This window comes from Kitasatospora sp. NPDC002543 (genome assembly GCF_053594915.1).
In genome coordinates this window covers 41533-55806 of record NZ_JBSFWR010000051.1, presented here as the reverse complement: position 1 = coordinate 55806, position 14274 = coordinate 41533, and the positions used below count along the sequence as shown (strand labels likewise).

At 75.0% G+C, this 14274-nt stretch carries 11 protein-coding genes; 9 read left to right on the top strand and 2 right to left on the bottom strand.

The window, feature by feature from the left end; all coding sequences use genetic code 11:
* Positions 1-239: 239 nt before the first annotated feature.
* From ACWD4P_RS21900 to ACWD4P_RS21865, 8 genes are all read left to right on the top strand, one after another.
* Entirely contained in the window at positions 240-1649 is a 1410-nt protein-coding gene (locus ACWD4P_RS21900) for a sensor histidine kinase (protein WP_359822316.1), read from the top strand.
* Positions 1601-2266 (top strand): response regulator transcription factor, encoded by a 666-nt coding sequence (locus tag ACWD4P_RS21895; protein WP_359822314.1) that lies wholly within the window; start codon positions 1601-1603, stop codon positions 2264-2266. Before ACWD4P_RS21900 ends, ACWD4P_RS21895 begins: the two co-directional genes overlap by 49 nt.
* 225 nt (positions 2267-2491) lie before the next feature.
* On the top strand, positions 2492-4069 hold the full coding sequence (locus ACWD4P_RS21890) for a DUF2637 domain-containing protein (RefSeq protein ID WP_449780690.1): 1578 nt from the start codon (positions 2492-2494) through the stop codon (positions 4067-4069).
* 110 nt (positions 4070-4179) lie between these two features.
* Positions 4180-5469, top strand: a complete 1290-nt coding sequence (locus ACWD4P_RS21885) for a DUF6986 family protein (protein WP_449780689.1) — start codon at positions 4180-4182, stop codon at positions 5467-5469.
* 167 nt (positions 5470-5636) lie between these two features.
* Positions 5637-6293, top strand: a complete 657-nt coding sequence (locus ACWD4P_RS21880) for a YigZ family protein (protein WP_359822306.1) — start codon at positions 5637-5639, stop codon at positions 6291-6293.
* 473 nt (positions 6294-6766) lie between these two features.
* A complete protein-coding gene (locus tag ACWD4P_RS21875; protein ID WP_449780688.1) occupies positions 6767-8575 on the top strand; it encodes a hypothetical protein in 1809 nt (602 codons plus the stop codon).
* A 114-nt stretch (positions 8576-8689) separates the two neighbouring features.
* Positions 8690-10438, top strand: a complete 1749-nt coding sequence (locus ACWD4P_RS21870) for a restriction endonuclease (RefSeq protein ID WP_449780687.1) — start codon at positions 8690-8692, stop codon at positions 10436-10438.
* 338 nt (positions 10439-10776) lie between these two features.
* Positions 10777-11538, top strand: a complete 762-nt coding sequence (locus ACWD4P_RS21865) for a ZIP family metal transporter (protein WP_359822299.1) — start codon at positions 10777-10779, stop codon at positions 11536-11538.
* A gap of 76 nt (positions 11539-11614) precedes the next feature.
* On the opposite strand, the gene ACWD4P_RS21860 is transcribed toward ACWD4P_RS21865, so the two are convergent.
* Entirely contained in the window at positions 11615-12520 is a 906-nt protein-coding gene (locus ACWD4P_RS21860; RefSeq protein ID WP_359822298.1) for a LysR family transcriptional regulator, read from the bottom strand.
* 72 nt (positions 12521-12592) lie between these two features.
* Here ACWD4P_RS21860 and ACWD4P_RS21855 point away from each other — a divergent pair, with 72 nt between their 5' ends.
* Positions 12593-13630 (top strand): EamA family transporter, encoded by a 1038-nt coding sequence (locus tag ACWD4P_RS21855; RefSeq protein WP_449780686.1) that lies wholly within the window; start codon positions 12593-12595, stop codon positions 13628-13630.
* Here the strand turns inward: ACWD4P_RS21855 and ACWD4P_RS21850 are convergent.
* Entirely contained in the window at positions 13627-14148 is a 522-nt protein-coding gene (locus tag ACWD4P_RS21850; RefSeq protein ID WP_449780685.1) for a MarR family winged helix-turn-helix transcriptional regulator, read from the bottom strand. The two genes, ACWD4P_RS21855 and ACWD4P_RS21850, sit on opposite strands and share 4 nt — an antisense overlap.
* Positions 14149-14274: the final 126 nt, after the last annotated feature.

Genomic DNA, 14274 nt, shown 5'->3' with positions numbered 1-14274 from the left:
GCAGGGGGGACCCTGTGGGAGAGTAGGACGCCGCCGAACAATTCTTCTGAAGAACCCCCATCCGGGACCCGGATGGGGGTTCTTCGCATTTCCGGATCATCTCACCTGCTGGTGAGCGGAACGACACCAGCAGGTGGTCCTAGGTCCACCCCGGAATTGGGGTGCCATGGCCAGTGTGGGTGGTGGACGGTTCGTGAAGACTGATGGAGGACGATCGGTACCGGCATCAGGAGCTTCCCGTGACAACAGCGAGTCGTACGAGCGGCGCCTCCGTACGCGCTCAGGCCCAGGCGGCCTTCGTCGCCGGCGGTGAGGGGCTGGCGCGGCTTGCCGTGGTGGTGCTGGCGGCGGTGCCCGGGGCGGCTCTCCCGGTGGGTGCCGCGGTCTTCTCGGGGGCGGTGACGGCCCGGGTCCTGGAGTCGTACGAACTCGGGCTCCTCCTCGCCCTTCTGGTGGCCGTGGCTGTCGGCGGAGCGGTGGCCGCGGCCAACATCCGGCGGACGGCGAACCGCACCCGCCGTCAGCTGGAGCGCTGGTTCGGCATACGGCTGCCGGCGGTCTACGAGCCCATGCCGGAGCTCGAGCAGGACGGCCGGGGGCACTGGTGGACGGGCTACACCTACCACCGGTCGCAGCTGGTGGCGAAGTACGCGCAGCTGGTCCACTGGGGCCTTCGGGACCGGACGACCCGCGCCGAGCTGGCCTGGCTGCTGGTGAACCCGTTCCTCGCGGTGGCTCTGGTCGGTCCGGTGCTCGTCCTGCTCGGGCTCGGTGCCGCCTACACCATGGCGGGGCCGGTGCCGGCCGACGGGTTCGGCCCGTTGAGCAGCAGGATGGTGTCCGTCGTGCTGAGCGCCGTGCTCGGGGTCGCCATGATCGCCGTCGGGATAGTCGTGGCACCGCTCGCGGTGCGCTGGTACGCGGAGGTGGCCCGCCGGGTGCTGGACCAGGACGGCCGGGCGACGAACGCCCAGCTGACCAGGCGGGTGGCCGAGCTGACGGAGACGCGGGCCGACGCGGCGGGCAGCCAGGCGGCGGAGCTGCGGAGGATCGAGCGGGACCTGCACGACGGTGCCCAGGCGCGGCTGGTCGCGATCGGGATGACGCTGGGCACCATCGAGCACCTGATGGACACCGACCAGGCGGCCGCGCGCGAGCTCCTCGCCGAGGCGCGGCAGTCCTCGGCCCGGGCCCTCCAGGAGCTGCGGGACCTGGTGCGCGGCATCCACCCGCCGGTGCTCGCCGAGCGCGGGCTGGGCGACGCCGTCCGGGCCCTGGCTCTGGACAGCGCGCTGCCGACCGAGGTGTGCGTGAGCCTGCCGGACCGTCCGGCGGCCCCGGTGGAGGCCGCCGTGTACTTCAGCGTCTGCGAGCTGCTGGCGAACGCGGCCAAGCACTCGGAGGCGGAGCAGGTGTGGGTGGACATCCTCCACCGGGCCGGCTTCCTGCGGGTCACGGTGACGGACGACGGAGTGGGGGTGGCGGATCCTTCGCGGGGGACCGGACTGCGCGGAATCGAGAAGCGATTGGGTACCTTCGACGGTGTCCTCTCCATCGACAGCACGTCGGGCGGACCCACCACCATCACCTTGGAGTTGCCGTGCGAGTTGTCCTCGCCGAGGACCTCTACCTCCTTCGCGAAGGCCTGATCCGGCTGCTGGAAGCGCATGGCTTCACCATCGCCGCGGCGGTGGAGACGGGGCCCGAACTGCTGGAGGCCCTGCTGACCCACCGGCCGGACGTCGCCGTGGTCGACGTCCGGCTGCCCCCGACGCTCACCGACGAGGGCCTGCAGGCCGCGCTCAAGGCGCGGCGGGAGATCAAGGGCCTGCCGGTGCTCGTGCTGTCCCAGCACGTCCAGCAGCTCTACGCGCGGGAGTTGCTGGCCGACGGCACCGGCGGCATCGGCTACCTGCTGAAGGACCGGGTGTTCAACGCCGGGCAGTTCATCGACGCGGTCCGCCGGGTGGCGGCGGGTGGCACGGCGATGGACCCGGACGTGATCGCCAAGCTGATGCAGACCACCTCGCGTCGGCCCGGTCCGCTGCTGGGGCTCTCCCCGCGCGAGCGCGAGGTGCTGGAGCTGATGGCCGAGGGCTGTTCCAACTCGGCGATCGCCGCTCGTCTCTCGGTGAGCGACGGCGCGGTGGCCAAGCACATCGCCAACATCTTCAGCAAGCTCGGACTCGCCCCCGACGAGGACGCCAACCGCCGGGTGATGGCCGTCCTGGCCTATCTCAACGGAACGGCGGAGCAGGCCCGCTGACGATCCGGCCGGTCCCCGTTCCGGCCCCGCGCGATGCCGGGCCGGGTCCCGCACCACCGCACGGTGACACCCCAGGCTGTGGAAACGCCTAAACACGTGTACGAGTAAACTCCGGTGGGCCGAGCCCGGAGGTTGCTTGCCCAGCCGTCCGGCGGCCCGACCAGCGGCACCCGGCAGCCGAGGCAGCGTACGGCAGCAGCCGACATCCAGGGGTTGATAGACGTAATGGCACGCCCAACGCTCACCAAGGCCCATCGGGGCCTGCTCGGCCTGGTCGCGGCCGGTGCCTTCATCATCTCGGGCATCGGCTTCGCGGGTTCGTACAACGCGGTGCGCGAGCTGGCCGTGGAGAAGGGCTTCGGAGCCTTCTCCTATGCCTTCCCGATCGGCGTGGACGCCGGCATCGTCGTGCTCCTCGCGCTCGACCTGGTGCTGACCTGGCTGCGAATACCCTTCCCGATGCTCCGGCAGACCGCCTGGGTGCTGACCGTCGCCACGATCGCCTTCAACGCGGCCGCCTCCTGGGGAGACCCGCTGGGCATGGGGATGCACGCCGTCATCCCGGTGCTCTTCGTCGTCGTGGTCGAGGCCTCGCGGCACGCGGTCGGCCGGATCGCGGCGATCACGGCGGACCGCCACATGGAGTCGGTCCGGGTGATGCGCTGGATCCTCTCCCCGGTCCCGACCTTCCGGCTCTGGCGGCGGATGAAGCTCTGGGAGCTCCGCTCCTACGACGAGGTCATCCGACTCGAACAGAACCGTCTGGTCTACCGGGCGCAGCTGCGCTTCCGGTACGGCCGTGGCTGGCGCCGCTCGGCACCGATCCAGGCGCTGCTGCCGCTCAAGCTCGCCAAGTTCGGCGTTCCGCTGGACCCGGCACTGCTCGACCGGCTGGACGACGAGGGCCGTGAGCGCGAGGCCAAGGAACTGTCGAAGGACCAGCAGGCGCAGGAGGCCGTCCCCCAGGAGGGCCGCGCCACCGCGGCCATCGCCCCGGCTGCCGGGGCCGGCGCCCCGCGGCAGGCCCCGCACCCGCAGCAGGCACCGCAGGTCGTCCAGCAGACGGCGCCGCCGCAGACGGTCCCGCAGCCTGCCCCGCAGGTGCAGCAGGACCAGCCCGAACAGCCCCAGCCCCAGCCGCAGGCGCCCGCTGCCGTCGCGCCGATGTCCGCGGAGGTCGCCGCACCGATGCTCGCGAAGCTGGCCGCCGTGCGGTTGCGGGCCGCCCAGGAGCCGGACGGGGTGGCCGACGCCGTCCCGCAGTCGCGCGGCGAGGAGCTGAACGTCTGGACCGAGCGCCCGGTCCGCACCACCGGTCACCCGGCGGACGCGGCCCCGGGCGGCCGGGTGCCCGGGCAGGCCTCGCCCTGGTTCAAGCCCCCGCGCCCGGTCGCCGGTGAGCCCGCCGCCGCTCCCGCCGCCGAGCCCGTGCCCGGTCCGCAGATCCAGGACCCGGCCGGCCCGCAGCAGCAGCCCGAGCAGTCCACCGAGTTCGAGCAGCCGGTCCCGGCCGAGGAGCGTGCCCGCACCGAGCAGCCGACCCGCACCGAGCAGCCGGTCGGTGCCGAGGAGCGCGCGGTTCCCCCGGCTCCCGCGCGCCTCGACCCGGACCTCGCCTACGAGGCACTCGTCTCGTACATGGACAGCTACGGCCACCAGCCCGACCCCCAGCGCCTCGCCGACTGGCTGACCAGGGAGTTCGGCGTCACCGGCAAGGGACCGGACGGTTCGGTCCACCCCAAGGAGGTCGCCGACCTGTACCCGGAGCTGAACGAGCGCTACGCCGCCGCCGGGAGGGACTGACCGCGGCCGCCACCGGCCCGGGCTCGTCCGGCCATTGACGCCCGATCCCGCCGGAGCTACCTTCGCCTCAACAAATTGTTGAAGCGCTGGTTCGGCACGGAGGAGTGCGGATGACACGGGTCGGGGTCGACGGGAACGGACCGACGGACGGGGCCTCCTTCTCCACCGCGGCCCGCGCCGCCGTCGAGGCACTGCTCGCCCCGGTCGACGCCGACCTGGCGCGCCGGTACCCGGGCGAGCCCGGGACCAGGCAGCCGGTGCACACCGTCTACGTCCCGGCCGACGCCTTCGGCGCCGACACCGTGCGGGAGTGGGGCCGCCGGGCCCTGGAGTCCTTCGACCGCCACGCCGCCACCCCCGCGCAGCTGGCCCGTGCCCTCGGCGTCGCGGACGACGAACTGCTCGCCGACGTCCACGCCCGCGTCCGCGCCAAGCTGGTGCGCGAGCCGGTCGAGGACCTGCGGATCGACTTCGAGGACGGCTACGGCCCCCGCCCCGACACCGAGGAGGACGCGGACGCCGTCCGCGCCGCCGGACTGGTCGCCGCGGCGGTGGCGGCCGGCGACGCCCCGCCGTACCTCGGCATCCGGATCAAGTGCATGGAGGCCGCCGTCCGGGCCCGCGGCATCCGCACCCTGGAACTGTTCCTGGCCACCCTGCTGGCCGGCGGAGGGCTGCCGGAGGGCCTGGTCCTGACCCTGCCCAAGGTGACCTACGCCGAGCAGGTCACCGCGCTGGTCCGGCTGCTGGAGGACTTCGAGGAGCGGGCCGGGCTGCCCGCCGGCCGGATCGGCTTCGAGATCCAGATCGAGACCACCCAGGCGATCCTCGGTCCGGACGGCCGGGCCACCGTGGCCCGGATGATCGAGGCCGCCGAGGGGCGCGCCACCGGCCTGCACTACGGGACCTTCGACTACAGCGCCGCCTGCGGGGTGAGCGCGGCCCACCAGAGCATGGACCACCCGGTCGCCGACCACGCCAAGGCGGTCATGCAGGTGGCGGCCGCGGGCACCGGGGTGCGGCTCTCCGACGGTTCGACCAACGTCGTCCCGACCGGGTCCACCGGGCAGGTGCACGCCGCCTGGAAGCTCCACCACGACCTGGTGCGCCGCTCGCTGGCCCGCGCCTACTACCAGGGCTGGGACATGCACCCGGCGCACCTGCCCACCCGCTACGCGGCGGTCTACTCCTTCTACCGGGAGGGACTGACGGCGGCCGCCGCCCGGCTGGCCGCGTACGTCGCCGGGGCGGGCGGCGACGTGATGGACGAGCCGGCCACCGCCCGGGCGCTGAGCGGCCACCTGCTGCGCGGGCTGGACTGCGGTGCCCTCGACCTCGCCGAGGTCACCGCGCTGACCGGCCTGGACCGCGGGCGGCTGAACGCCCTGGCCGGGCGCTGACCCCGCCGTACCCGCTCGCCGCACCCGGTCCTCGTGCCCGGCTCTCGCACCCGGTCGTCCGCGGCCGATGACGCCTCCCGTCGCACGGCAACTAGGCTGGCGGTGCCGTTCCGCTCTCCGGGGCGTGCGCCGTCAGCCTTCACCGTCCTCGGGAGGACCCCCGCACCATGTCCGCCACGCCGGAGCCCACCGCCAGGCCGTACCTGACCATCCGGCGGGCCGGCAGCCACGAGACCGAGATCAAGAAGTCCCGGTTCATCTGCCACCTCGCCCGGGTCACGGACGAGGAGGAGGCCCAGGCCTTCATCGCCGGCATCCGCAAGCAGTACTGGGACGCCCGGCACAACTGCACCGCCTTCGTGGTCGGCGACGAACAGCGCCGCGAGCGCTCCAGCGACGACGGCGAACCCGGCGGCACGGCGGGGGTGCCGATGCTGGAGGTGCTGCGCCGGCGCGGGCTGACCGACACGGTCGCCGTGGTCACCCGGTACTTCGGCGGGATCAAGCTCGGTGCGGGCGGCCTGGTGCGGGCGTACGGGAACGCGGTGTCGGAGGCGGTGGACGGGATCGGCCTGCTGGAGCGCCGGCCGGTGGCGCTGCTCGCGGTGACGGTGGACCACGTCCGGGCCGGGCGGGTGGAGAACGACCTGCGGGCGGCCGGGTACGCGGTGAGCGACCTGGCCTACGAGGCGACCGGGGTGCGGATCGAGGTGGGCGTGCCGGAGCCGGACGTGGCGGACTTCCACACCTGGCTGGCCGAGGCGACCGGCGGCACCGCGGTGGCGGTCCCGGCCGGCCGCACCTACGTCGAGGTGCCGGTCTGACCACGGTGGCGGGTGCCGTCCGGTGAGGCCCGGGAGGCGGACGATCCGTCGGGCGGACCGCCCGTGACCGGCCGTTTCTCGTAGCCCAGGCTGCTCGCCACGCGGAAGACCGCTTGAGCAGATTCACCCGAACGTAGTGTCGTAGCCCGGAGTTGGAACTTCCGCTCCGGGCTGTGGCGTTTCCTGGGCAAGGATCCGGCAGAACCGGACGAAACCATCGATGGAGGACACAGGACCCCACCCCGCACCGCGGAGGTATGCGCATGGCCTCAGACCGTTCGACCTCGAATCCCCAGTCCGCGACGAACACGACGACCTCGAACCGCCCCACGAACCGTCCGACTTCGAACCACCCGATCGCGAACCACCCGACTTCGAACCACGCGGCCCCGAGCCTGCCCGCCCCGAACCGCGTCCGCTCGCACGCCGCCGCCGACCTGCCCGGCCCCCGCGGCCCCGCGACGCCCTACCGGATGACGGTCACCACGGCCCTGACCCACGCCGACGCCGTCGCCCTGGCCGACGAGCAACTGGCCTCCTGGCTGAAGCAGGAGGGCTTCGAGGAGCCCCCGCCGGTCCGGCCCGCCGCCACCGGGCAGGGCGCCGAGCCGACTCCCGGCCCCGAGCGCCTCCGCCTGGGCGAGCGGGTCCTGCTCGACCGCGACCACGGTCCGCTGCGCGGCGACCCGAGCGCCGGCCGGTACGACCGCCGCCGTCTTCGCACCCCGGCCCCGCACGGCACCCAGCAGCTCACGCTCACCGTGGCCACCGGTTCCGAGGGCCCCACCTGGGTCCGCTTGGAGGCCGAGACCCACAGCACCGGCAGCGGAGTGCGCACCCCGTGCCGGGTGCCGGTGCCCGAGCTCGCCCGCACACTCCTCCCGCTGCTCGACGCCACCGACGGGCCGACCGTCGTCCGCTCCGCTCCCCGGGTGATCACGGCCGACGAGGTCGACGCCCTGATCGACGAGCTGTGCGACCCCGAACGCAGACTGCCCACCGTGGTGGCCAGCATCCCGGTGAACGAGCCGCTGGACGGCTGGGTCCAGGACGTGGTGGTCCCGCTCTGCCAGCAGCTGCCCGGCCTCGCCACCGCCTACGTGCTGGACCCCGGCGCCCGCACCGGGTTCAACGTCGCGCTGGAGTACCACACCGTGTACGGCGGGGCGGTGCGCACCTACCTGCCCGAGGTCGACCCGGCCTCCCGGCAGGACAGCACCCGACATCCGGTACTCGCGCGCAGCCGAATAGAAGAGGATCCGCGCCGCGCCGCCGGGCTGCTCGCCCGCGAGCCGCGCCGCCTGGCCGCGGAGCAGCCGCTGCCACCGCCGTTGGCGGCCGTCCCGGTGCTGCGCGTCCCGCCGCCGCAGCTCCGCCGCACCGCGGAGCAGGCCGCCGAGCAGGCCGTCGAGCGGACGTCCGAGCACCCCGTCGAGTGCGCCGCCGAGCAGACCGCGGAGCAGGCCGCCGACCTGGCCGGGGAACGGGCCGCCGGCCGTCCCGGCCCGTACCGGGGCGTCGAACTGGCCGCGCTCGCCCGCGAGGAGCAGCAGGACCGCGCCGAGCAGCAGGCCAGGGCCGACGAGCTGGAGCGGGTCCGGCACACCCTGCGCCTGGAGCGGCGGGACCACCGGGAACGGGGCCCGGGCCGGGAGGTCCGCGACGGCCGGGACATCCGGGAGGGCCGCCTCCGCTCCGGGGCCCGCGCCCTCACCGGCCGCCACTGCGTCGTCCCGGGCAGCGGCCCGGCCGCCGGGCCGCACTCCGCCGCCCAGCCCCCCGACCGCCGCGGCACGCCCGAGACCTTCACCGAACTCATGGCCAGACTGGGCGAGTTCCCACTGGTCACCTTCACCGGTGACCAGAAGGTCGCGCTCGCCCTGGACGAGCTGCAGTGCGCCGGTGCGGGCTGGGCCCGGCTCGCCTGGGACGGACTGACGGCCCTCCAGGAGTACGCCGAGGCGGCGGTGCGCGGTGCGGCCGGCGGGGACTTCAAGCAGTGGTGCGAGCGCACCCCCGAGGGCTGCCACCGCTTCCCGCCCCGCAAGGCGGTGCGCGGGGAGTCCCGGACGGTGTTCAGCCACACCAAGTGGAAGCGCGAGCGGATGCTGCCGGTGCCGGAATGCGTCGACTCCTCCCGGCGCGCGTTCATGGGTGCGCACCTGCGGATCGGCGGTGGTCGCACCGCGCCGCGGCTGCACTACCTGGACGACTGTTCCGGCAGCGGCCGGATCTACGTCGGGTACATCGGTCTGCACCTGACCAACACCCGGACCAACTGAGCGGCTTGGCTGACCGCCACGCCCGTTCGGGGGACAATGTCCGGCAGCGGCGGGTCCACAGGCCCGCCGATCGCCCCGGGCAGGCGCCGGACGAGCATGGGGGAACGACGACCGATGCAGCACTCAGCAGACGGCCGGTCCGACGGCACCGCCACCGTCCAGTTCCCCCGACCGGGCTTCCTCGCCTCGGTCTTCCGCGACCTCGGCACCGAGGAGGGCCGGGAACCGGGCGCCGCCGCCGGCCGTCCCGGCGAGAGCCCGTCCGGCGGCGGCCCGTCCGGAGAGAGCCCGTCCGGCGACGGGCCACCCGGTGACGGCCCGTCCGGTGCTGCCACCACCGCTGACGGCACGGCCGGACCGGACCCCGTCGGCCCCGCTCCCGGCGGGGCCGACCCGGACGCGGCCGTGGCGGCGCACGCCCGGGCCGCCGCCCTGACCCACCACCGCACGCTCACCGTCCAGGCCGAGCACGACCGGCTGGCCGACCTGCTGCGGCGGGCCGCGCTGCCCGTCTCGGCCATGGACTTCGAGAGCCAACTGCGCCACTACCAGCCCCGCCCCTACCCGGCCGACGGCCCCGACGCCGACGCCGAGGAGCAGCCCGAACCCCGCTGGGAGGACTTCGCCCCCGCCGAGCCGCCCGCGGCCGACCCGCAGAGCGGCCCGTCCCGCCGGCTGCTCGACTCCGGCTACCAGCGCGAACTGGCCCAGGCACGGCTCACCCACCAGCGGGCCCTGCGGGAGTGGCGCACCCGTCGGGCCGAGGCCGGCAGCCCGGCCGCCGACGAGTCCCGGCGCGCCCACGAGGCGGCCGAGGAGGCCCGGGCCCGCGCCGTGCGCGAGTACAACGAGAGCCTGGAGGAATGCCGGAGGGCCTACCGGCTGGCCGAGCCGGCCGCCGTGGAGTCGCTGCTGGAGCGGGCCCTGGCCGCCGCGGAGACCGCCACCCAGGACCTGCCCGCCCCCTGCCGGGCGGTCTTCCGCCCGCTCACCCGCGCCGCCGTGCTGGACCTCGACCTGCCGCCGCTCGACCTGGTGCCCTCGCTCACCGGCTACCGGCTCGCACCGGACGGCGACGTCCTCCCGGTGCCGCGCCCGCCCGCGGACCGGGCCACCGACTACCTGCGGCTGGTCGCCCGGCTCGCCCTGCGCGCCCTCCAGGCGGCCGACGCCGTGGACACCGACGAGATACTCGCCGGTGTCGTCCTCAACGGCTGGCTGCGCGACCCCGCCTCGGCCGAGCCGCTCTGCCTGGTCAGCGTGGACGCCGACCGCGACGCACTGGCCCGCACCCGGCTGCTGCCGCCGGGCACCCCGTACGAGGAGCGCGACGACGAGGGCGTCTACGCCGACGCCGAGCAGGACGAGGCCCTGGTGCGGCTGCGCCGGCTCGGTGCGGCCGTCACCCCGGACCCGTACGACCGGGTGGGTGTCCAGCCGGCCGCCCGGGCCGGGGCCACCGTGCCGGCCGCCTCCGACCTGTCCGCCAACGAGTTCGCCCAGCTGGTGCGGGACCTGCTGACCCGCGGCGGGATCGCACAGTGGAGCGTGCGGCTGCGCGGCCCGGCCGGGCTGGTCGCCACCGGTGAGGGCGCGCCCGGCACCGCGCTGCCCGGCCGCTGGGTGGTGTGGGCCTCCCGGGACACCGAGCCGGTCGGCGTCGAGCAGATCGAGACCCTGGCCGAGGCGGTCGGGGAGGAGGCCGCCGAGCGCGGACTGCGGCTGACCACCGGCCGCTTCACCGAGGAGGTGCTGGACCTCACCGCGGAGGAGGGCCACCGGCACATCCATCTGATCGACGGCGCCGGCGTCCGCGAACTCGCCCACACCCACCTCGGCCTGCCGCTCGCCACGGGAGGCTGACCGGTCCCCGCCCGCCGTCCCGCCCGCGGCCCCCGTCGCCCGCTCCTGCCGACCGCCGCTCGCCCGCCCGGCCGGCCCGGTGGCGGCGTCACTCGGACGGCCCAGTCGACGGCCCGTCCGAGGGGCGGCCCGGGACCCCCGGGCCGAGGCTGGGGGAACCGCACCCCGGCCCCGGCACCCCCGGGTGATCACGGCCGAACGGGCGTCCGGTACGGTCGGCGGTCGGCCCGGCCACGGGCGGATCCCAGGGGGAGAGGAATGGGCAGAGCGCTCGGCGGACCACTCGGCACAGGCCCCGGCGACGACCCGGCCGGACGACCCGCGGCGGAGCCGGCCCGATGACCGCGGTCCTGGTCGCCGCCGCGGCGTTCCTGATGACCCTGGTCGGCGGTTTCGTCGCCCAGCGCACCCGCGACCGCCGCCACCTGGTGCTCGGCTTCGCCGCCGGGCTGATGCTCGGCGTGGTCGCCTTCGACCTGCTGCCCGAGGCGCTCCACCAGGCCCCCGGCGAGGTGCACGGAGTGCCGCAGGCGCTGCTGATGTTCGCGGGCGGCTTCCTCACCATCCACGTGGTCGAGCGCGCGGTCGCCATCCACCGCGGCCACGAGGGCGAGTACGCCGCGCACTCGCACGGCCACCACGGCCACGCCCATTCCTCCGGGCGCCAGGGCATCGGGTTGACCGCCGCGCTGGCCCTGGTCGGGCACAGCGTGATGGACGGCTTCGCGATCGGCGCCGCCTTCCAGGCCGGCAGCACGGTCGGCACGGTGGTGGCCATCGCCGTGGTCGCGCACGACTTCGCCGACGGCTTCAACACGTACACGATCACCCGGTTGTACGGGAACAACCGGCGGCGGGCGCTGACCCTGCTCGCCGCGGACGCGCTGGCCCCGGTGTCCGGCGCGGCGATCACCCTGGCGTTCACCATCCCGGGGCACCTGCTCGGCCTCTACCTGGGCTTCTTCTCCGGATTCCTGCTCTACCTGGCGACCTCCGACATCCTCCCCGAGGCGCACAGCCCGCACCCCTCGCGCAGCACCCTGCTCTGCACCGTGGCCGGGGTCGGCTTCATGTGGCTGGTGATCGGCCTCGCCGGCTGAGGCCGTACGGCCCGGGCCGTACAGCTCCGGGCCGGACTCGGGCGGGACTCCCGGCTGCCAGGCCGCCCGTCGGTCCTCAGACCGTAAGCCGCCCCCAGCACTCCCGCATCGAGGCCAGCGCCTCGGTGATGGCCGGCCGCCGGGAGGCCTGGGAGCGCCAGAGCGCGAACACCCGGCGGCTCGGCTCCGGAGTCACCCGGCGGGCCGCCACCCCGGGCGGCAGCGGGCCCCGTCCGAGCCTCGGCACCAGCCCCATCCCCAGACCGGCCGCGACCAGCGCGATCTGCGTCTCGAACTCCCCGACCTGGTAGCGCACGTCCGGTTCCTCGCCGGCCTCGCGCAGGGTGCGGACCAGCCAGTCGTGGCAGATGTTGCCCGGCGGCACGCTGATCCAGCGCTGCCCGCACAGCCGCTCCACCGGCACCGGGTCGAGTGCGGCCAGTCCGTCGTCGGCGGGCAGCAGCAGGTCCACCGGGTCCGTGCCGAGGTCCATCCGGGAGACCCCCTCCTGCACCGGCAGCGGCACGGTCGGCCAGTCCTGCACCAGTGCCAGGTCCACCTCGCCCCGGGCCACCAGCTCGGCCGCCGGGTACGGGTCGCGCTCCAGCAACCGGACGTCCAACTCCGGGCAGCGCCGTCGCAGATCGGCCAGCGCCCCGGGCATCAGCCCGCGGGCACCGGAGGGGAACGCGGCCACCAGCAGCCGCCCGACGGCCCGGCCGCGCTGCTCCTCCAGCCGCACCTCGGCCCGCTCCACCAGTCCCAGCACGGTCTGCGCGGTGGCGGCCAGCTCGCGTGCCGCGTCGGTCAGCACCACGCCCCGGCCCTGCCGCTCCAGCAGCACCGTCCGGGTCTCCCGCTCCAGCTTGGCGATCTGCTGCGAGACCGCCGAGGGCGTGAAGCCGAGCGCGGCCGCCGCCCCGCCGACCGAGCCGTGCACCGCCACCGCGTGCAGCGCCCGCAGGCGCCCCAGGTCCATCATGCAGCGATCCTAAAGTGTCCCCTTCAATATTCATCGCTGGTGCTACACAGTCCGGCCCACCATGCTCGTCCCATGACCGCGACGACCACCGCCGCCCCGAGCGGCCCTCCCAGCACGGGCGGTACCGGCACCACGAGCAGCACCGGCACCACGAGCAGTCCCGGCGGCGCGGCCGGCCGGGGCGGCATGAGCCCGCGCCACATCGCGCTGGCCGTCCTGGTGGCCGCCGTCTGGGGCCTCAACTTCGTCCTGATCCACGTCGGCCTGGACAGCTTCCCGCCCCTGCTGTTCTGCGCCCTGCGGTTCGCCGTCGTCGCGGTGCCGGCGGTCTTCTTCGTCGGCCCGCCCAGGGTGGCCTGGCGCTGGGTGGTGGCGGTCGGTGTGGTCCTCGGAGTGGTCAAGTTCGGGCTGCTGTTCCTCGGCATGCACGCCGGGATGCCGGCCGGGCTCTCCTCCCTGGTGCTCCAGGGACAGGCCGGCTTCACCGCGCTGTTCGCCGCCGTACTGCTGCGCGAACGGCCCGGCGGGCAGCGACTGGCGGGTCTGGCGGTCGCCTTCGCCGGCATCGCGCTGAGCGCCTGGGACCAGGGCACCGGCGGACCGCTCGGGGCCTTCGTCCTGGTCGTCCTGGCCGCCGTCGCCTGGGGCCTGGCCAACGTGCTGACCCGCAGGGCCGCCCCGCCGGACGCGCTGCGCTGGATGGTCTGGGTCAGCGCCGTCCCGCCGCTGCCGCTGCTGGGCCTGTCCCTGCTGGTCGAGGGCCCGGAGGCGGACCTCCGCGCCCTGCGCGACATCACCCCGGCCGGACTGGGGGCGATCGGCTTCGTCGGGCTGGTCTCCACCCTGTTCGGCTTCGTCGCCTGGAGCTTCCTGCTGCGCAGCTACGACGCCACCGCCGTCGCGCCCTACTCACTGCTGGTGCCGGTGTTCGGGATGTCCTCGGCCTGGCTGCTGCTCGGCGAGCGGATCAGCCCGACGGCCGCCGCGGCCGCGCTGCTGGTGATCGCCGGGATCGGGATCACCGCCCTGCGCCGGGGCGCGTGGGCCCGTCTCGTCGGCCGCCGCGGACCCGGGAACGAGCGGCAGGGCGCGCCCCGGGACGCGCCCTAGCGCCGTGGCGGCCCGGCCGCGAGGAAGCGGGCCTCGGCGGAGCGCAGCACCCGCAGCAGCACTTCCTCGTCGGCGGGGCTGACCTCGCCGAAGTACTCCTGGGCCACCTCGTCCCGGACCTGCCCGATCCGTTCCACCGCGGCCCGGCCGGCCTCGGTCAGCAGGACCCGTACCGCCCGCCGGTCGGCCGGGTCGGGGCTGCGTTCGACCAGGCCGGCCTCCTCCAGCGCGTCGACCACGGTGGTCGCCGAGCGCGGGGCGATGTGCAGCTTGTCGGCGAGGTCGCTCAGCCGCATCGCGTGGTCCGGGGTCTCGCAGCCGGGCACGTGGGCGAGGGTGCGCAGCGCCCGGGCCTGGCCGGGGGTGATGCCGTACGGCTCCAGCCGCCAACCGGTCTGACGGCGGATCCGCTTGATCGCCCTGGTCATCGCGTCGGCCAGTTCGGCGGCGGAGTCCGGGGTGCCGGGGCGGGGACCGGAGGAGGAGTCCGCCGGTTCGTCGGTCGGCGTGGTGGTCATCGGCGGTCTCCTCGGCTGGCGGTCGCCCCAGGGTAGCGGCCGGTCCCGGGCCCGCGGCCGACGGTGGAGGACGATCGCGGAAATATGTTGAGCCTAGCTCAGTAGTTGGGTTAGCTTTGCCTCAGT

Excerpts from the sequence above, each read along its gene's own strand:
- ACWD4P_RS21850 (WP_449780685.1), bottom strand. The coding sequence starts at position 14,148 with ATGACCACCACGCCGACCGACGAACCGGCGGACTCCTCCTCCGGTCCC.
- ACWD4P_RS21885 (WP_449780689.1), top strand. The coding sequence starts at position 4,180 with ATGACACGGGTCGGGGTCGACGGGAACGGACCGACGGACGGGGCCTCC.
- ACWD4P_RS21855 (WP_449780686.1), top strand. The coding sequence starts at position 12,593 with ATGACCGCGACGACCACCGCCGCCCCGAGCGGCCCTCCCAGCACGGGC.
- ACWD4P_RS21890 (WP_449780690.1), top strand. The coding sequence starts at position 2,492 with ATGGCACGCCCAACGCTCACCAAGGCCCATCGGGGCCTGCTCGGCCTG.
- ACWD4P_RS21870 (WP_449780687.1), top strand. The coding sequence starts at position 8,690 with ATGCAGCACTCAGCAGACGGCCGGTCCGACGGCACCGCCACCGTCCAG.
- ACWD4P_RS21860 (WP_359822298.1), bottom strand. The coding sequence starts at position 12,520 with ATGATGGACCTGGGGCGCCTGCGGGCGCTGCACGCGGTGGCGGTGCAC.
- ACWD4P_RS21875 (WP_449780688.1), top strand. The coding sequence starts at position 6,767 with ATGACGGTCACCACGGCCCTGACCCACGCCGACGCCGTCGCCCTGGCC.
- ACWD4P_RS21880 (WP_359822306.1), top strand. The coding sequence starts at position 5,637 with ATGTCCGCCACGCCGGAGCCCACCGCCAGGCCGTACCTGACCATCCGG.
- ACWD4P_RS21865 (WP_359822299.1), top strand. The coding sequence starts at position 10,777 with ATGACCGCGGTCCTGGTCGCCGCCGCGGCGTTCCTGATGACCCTGGTC.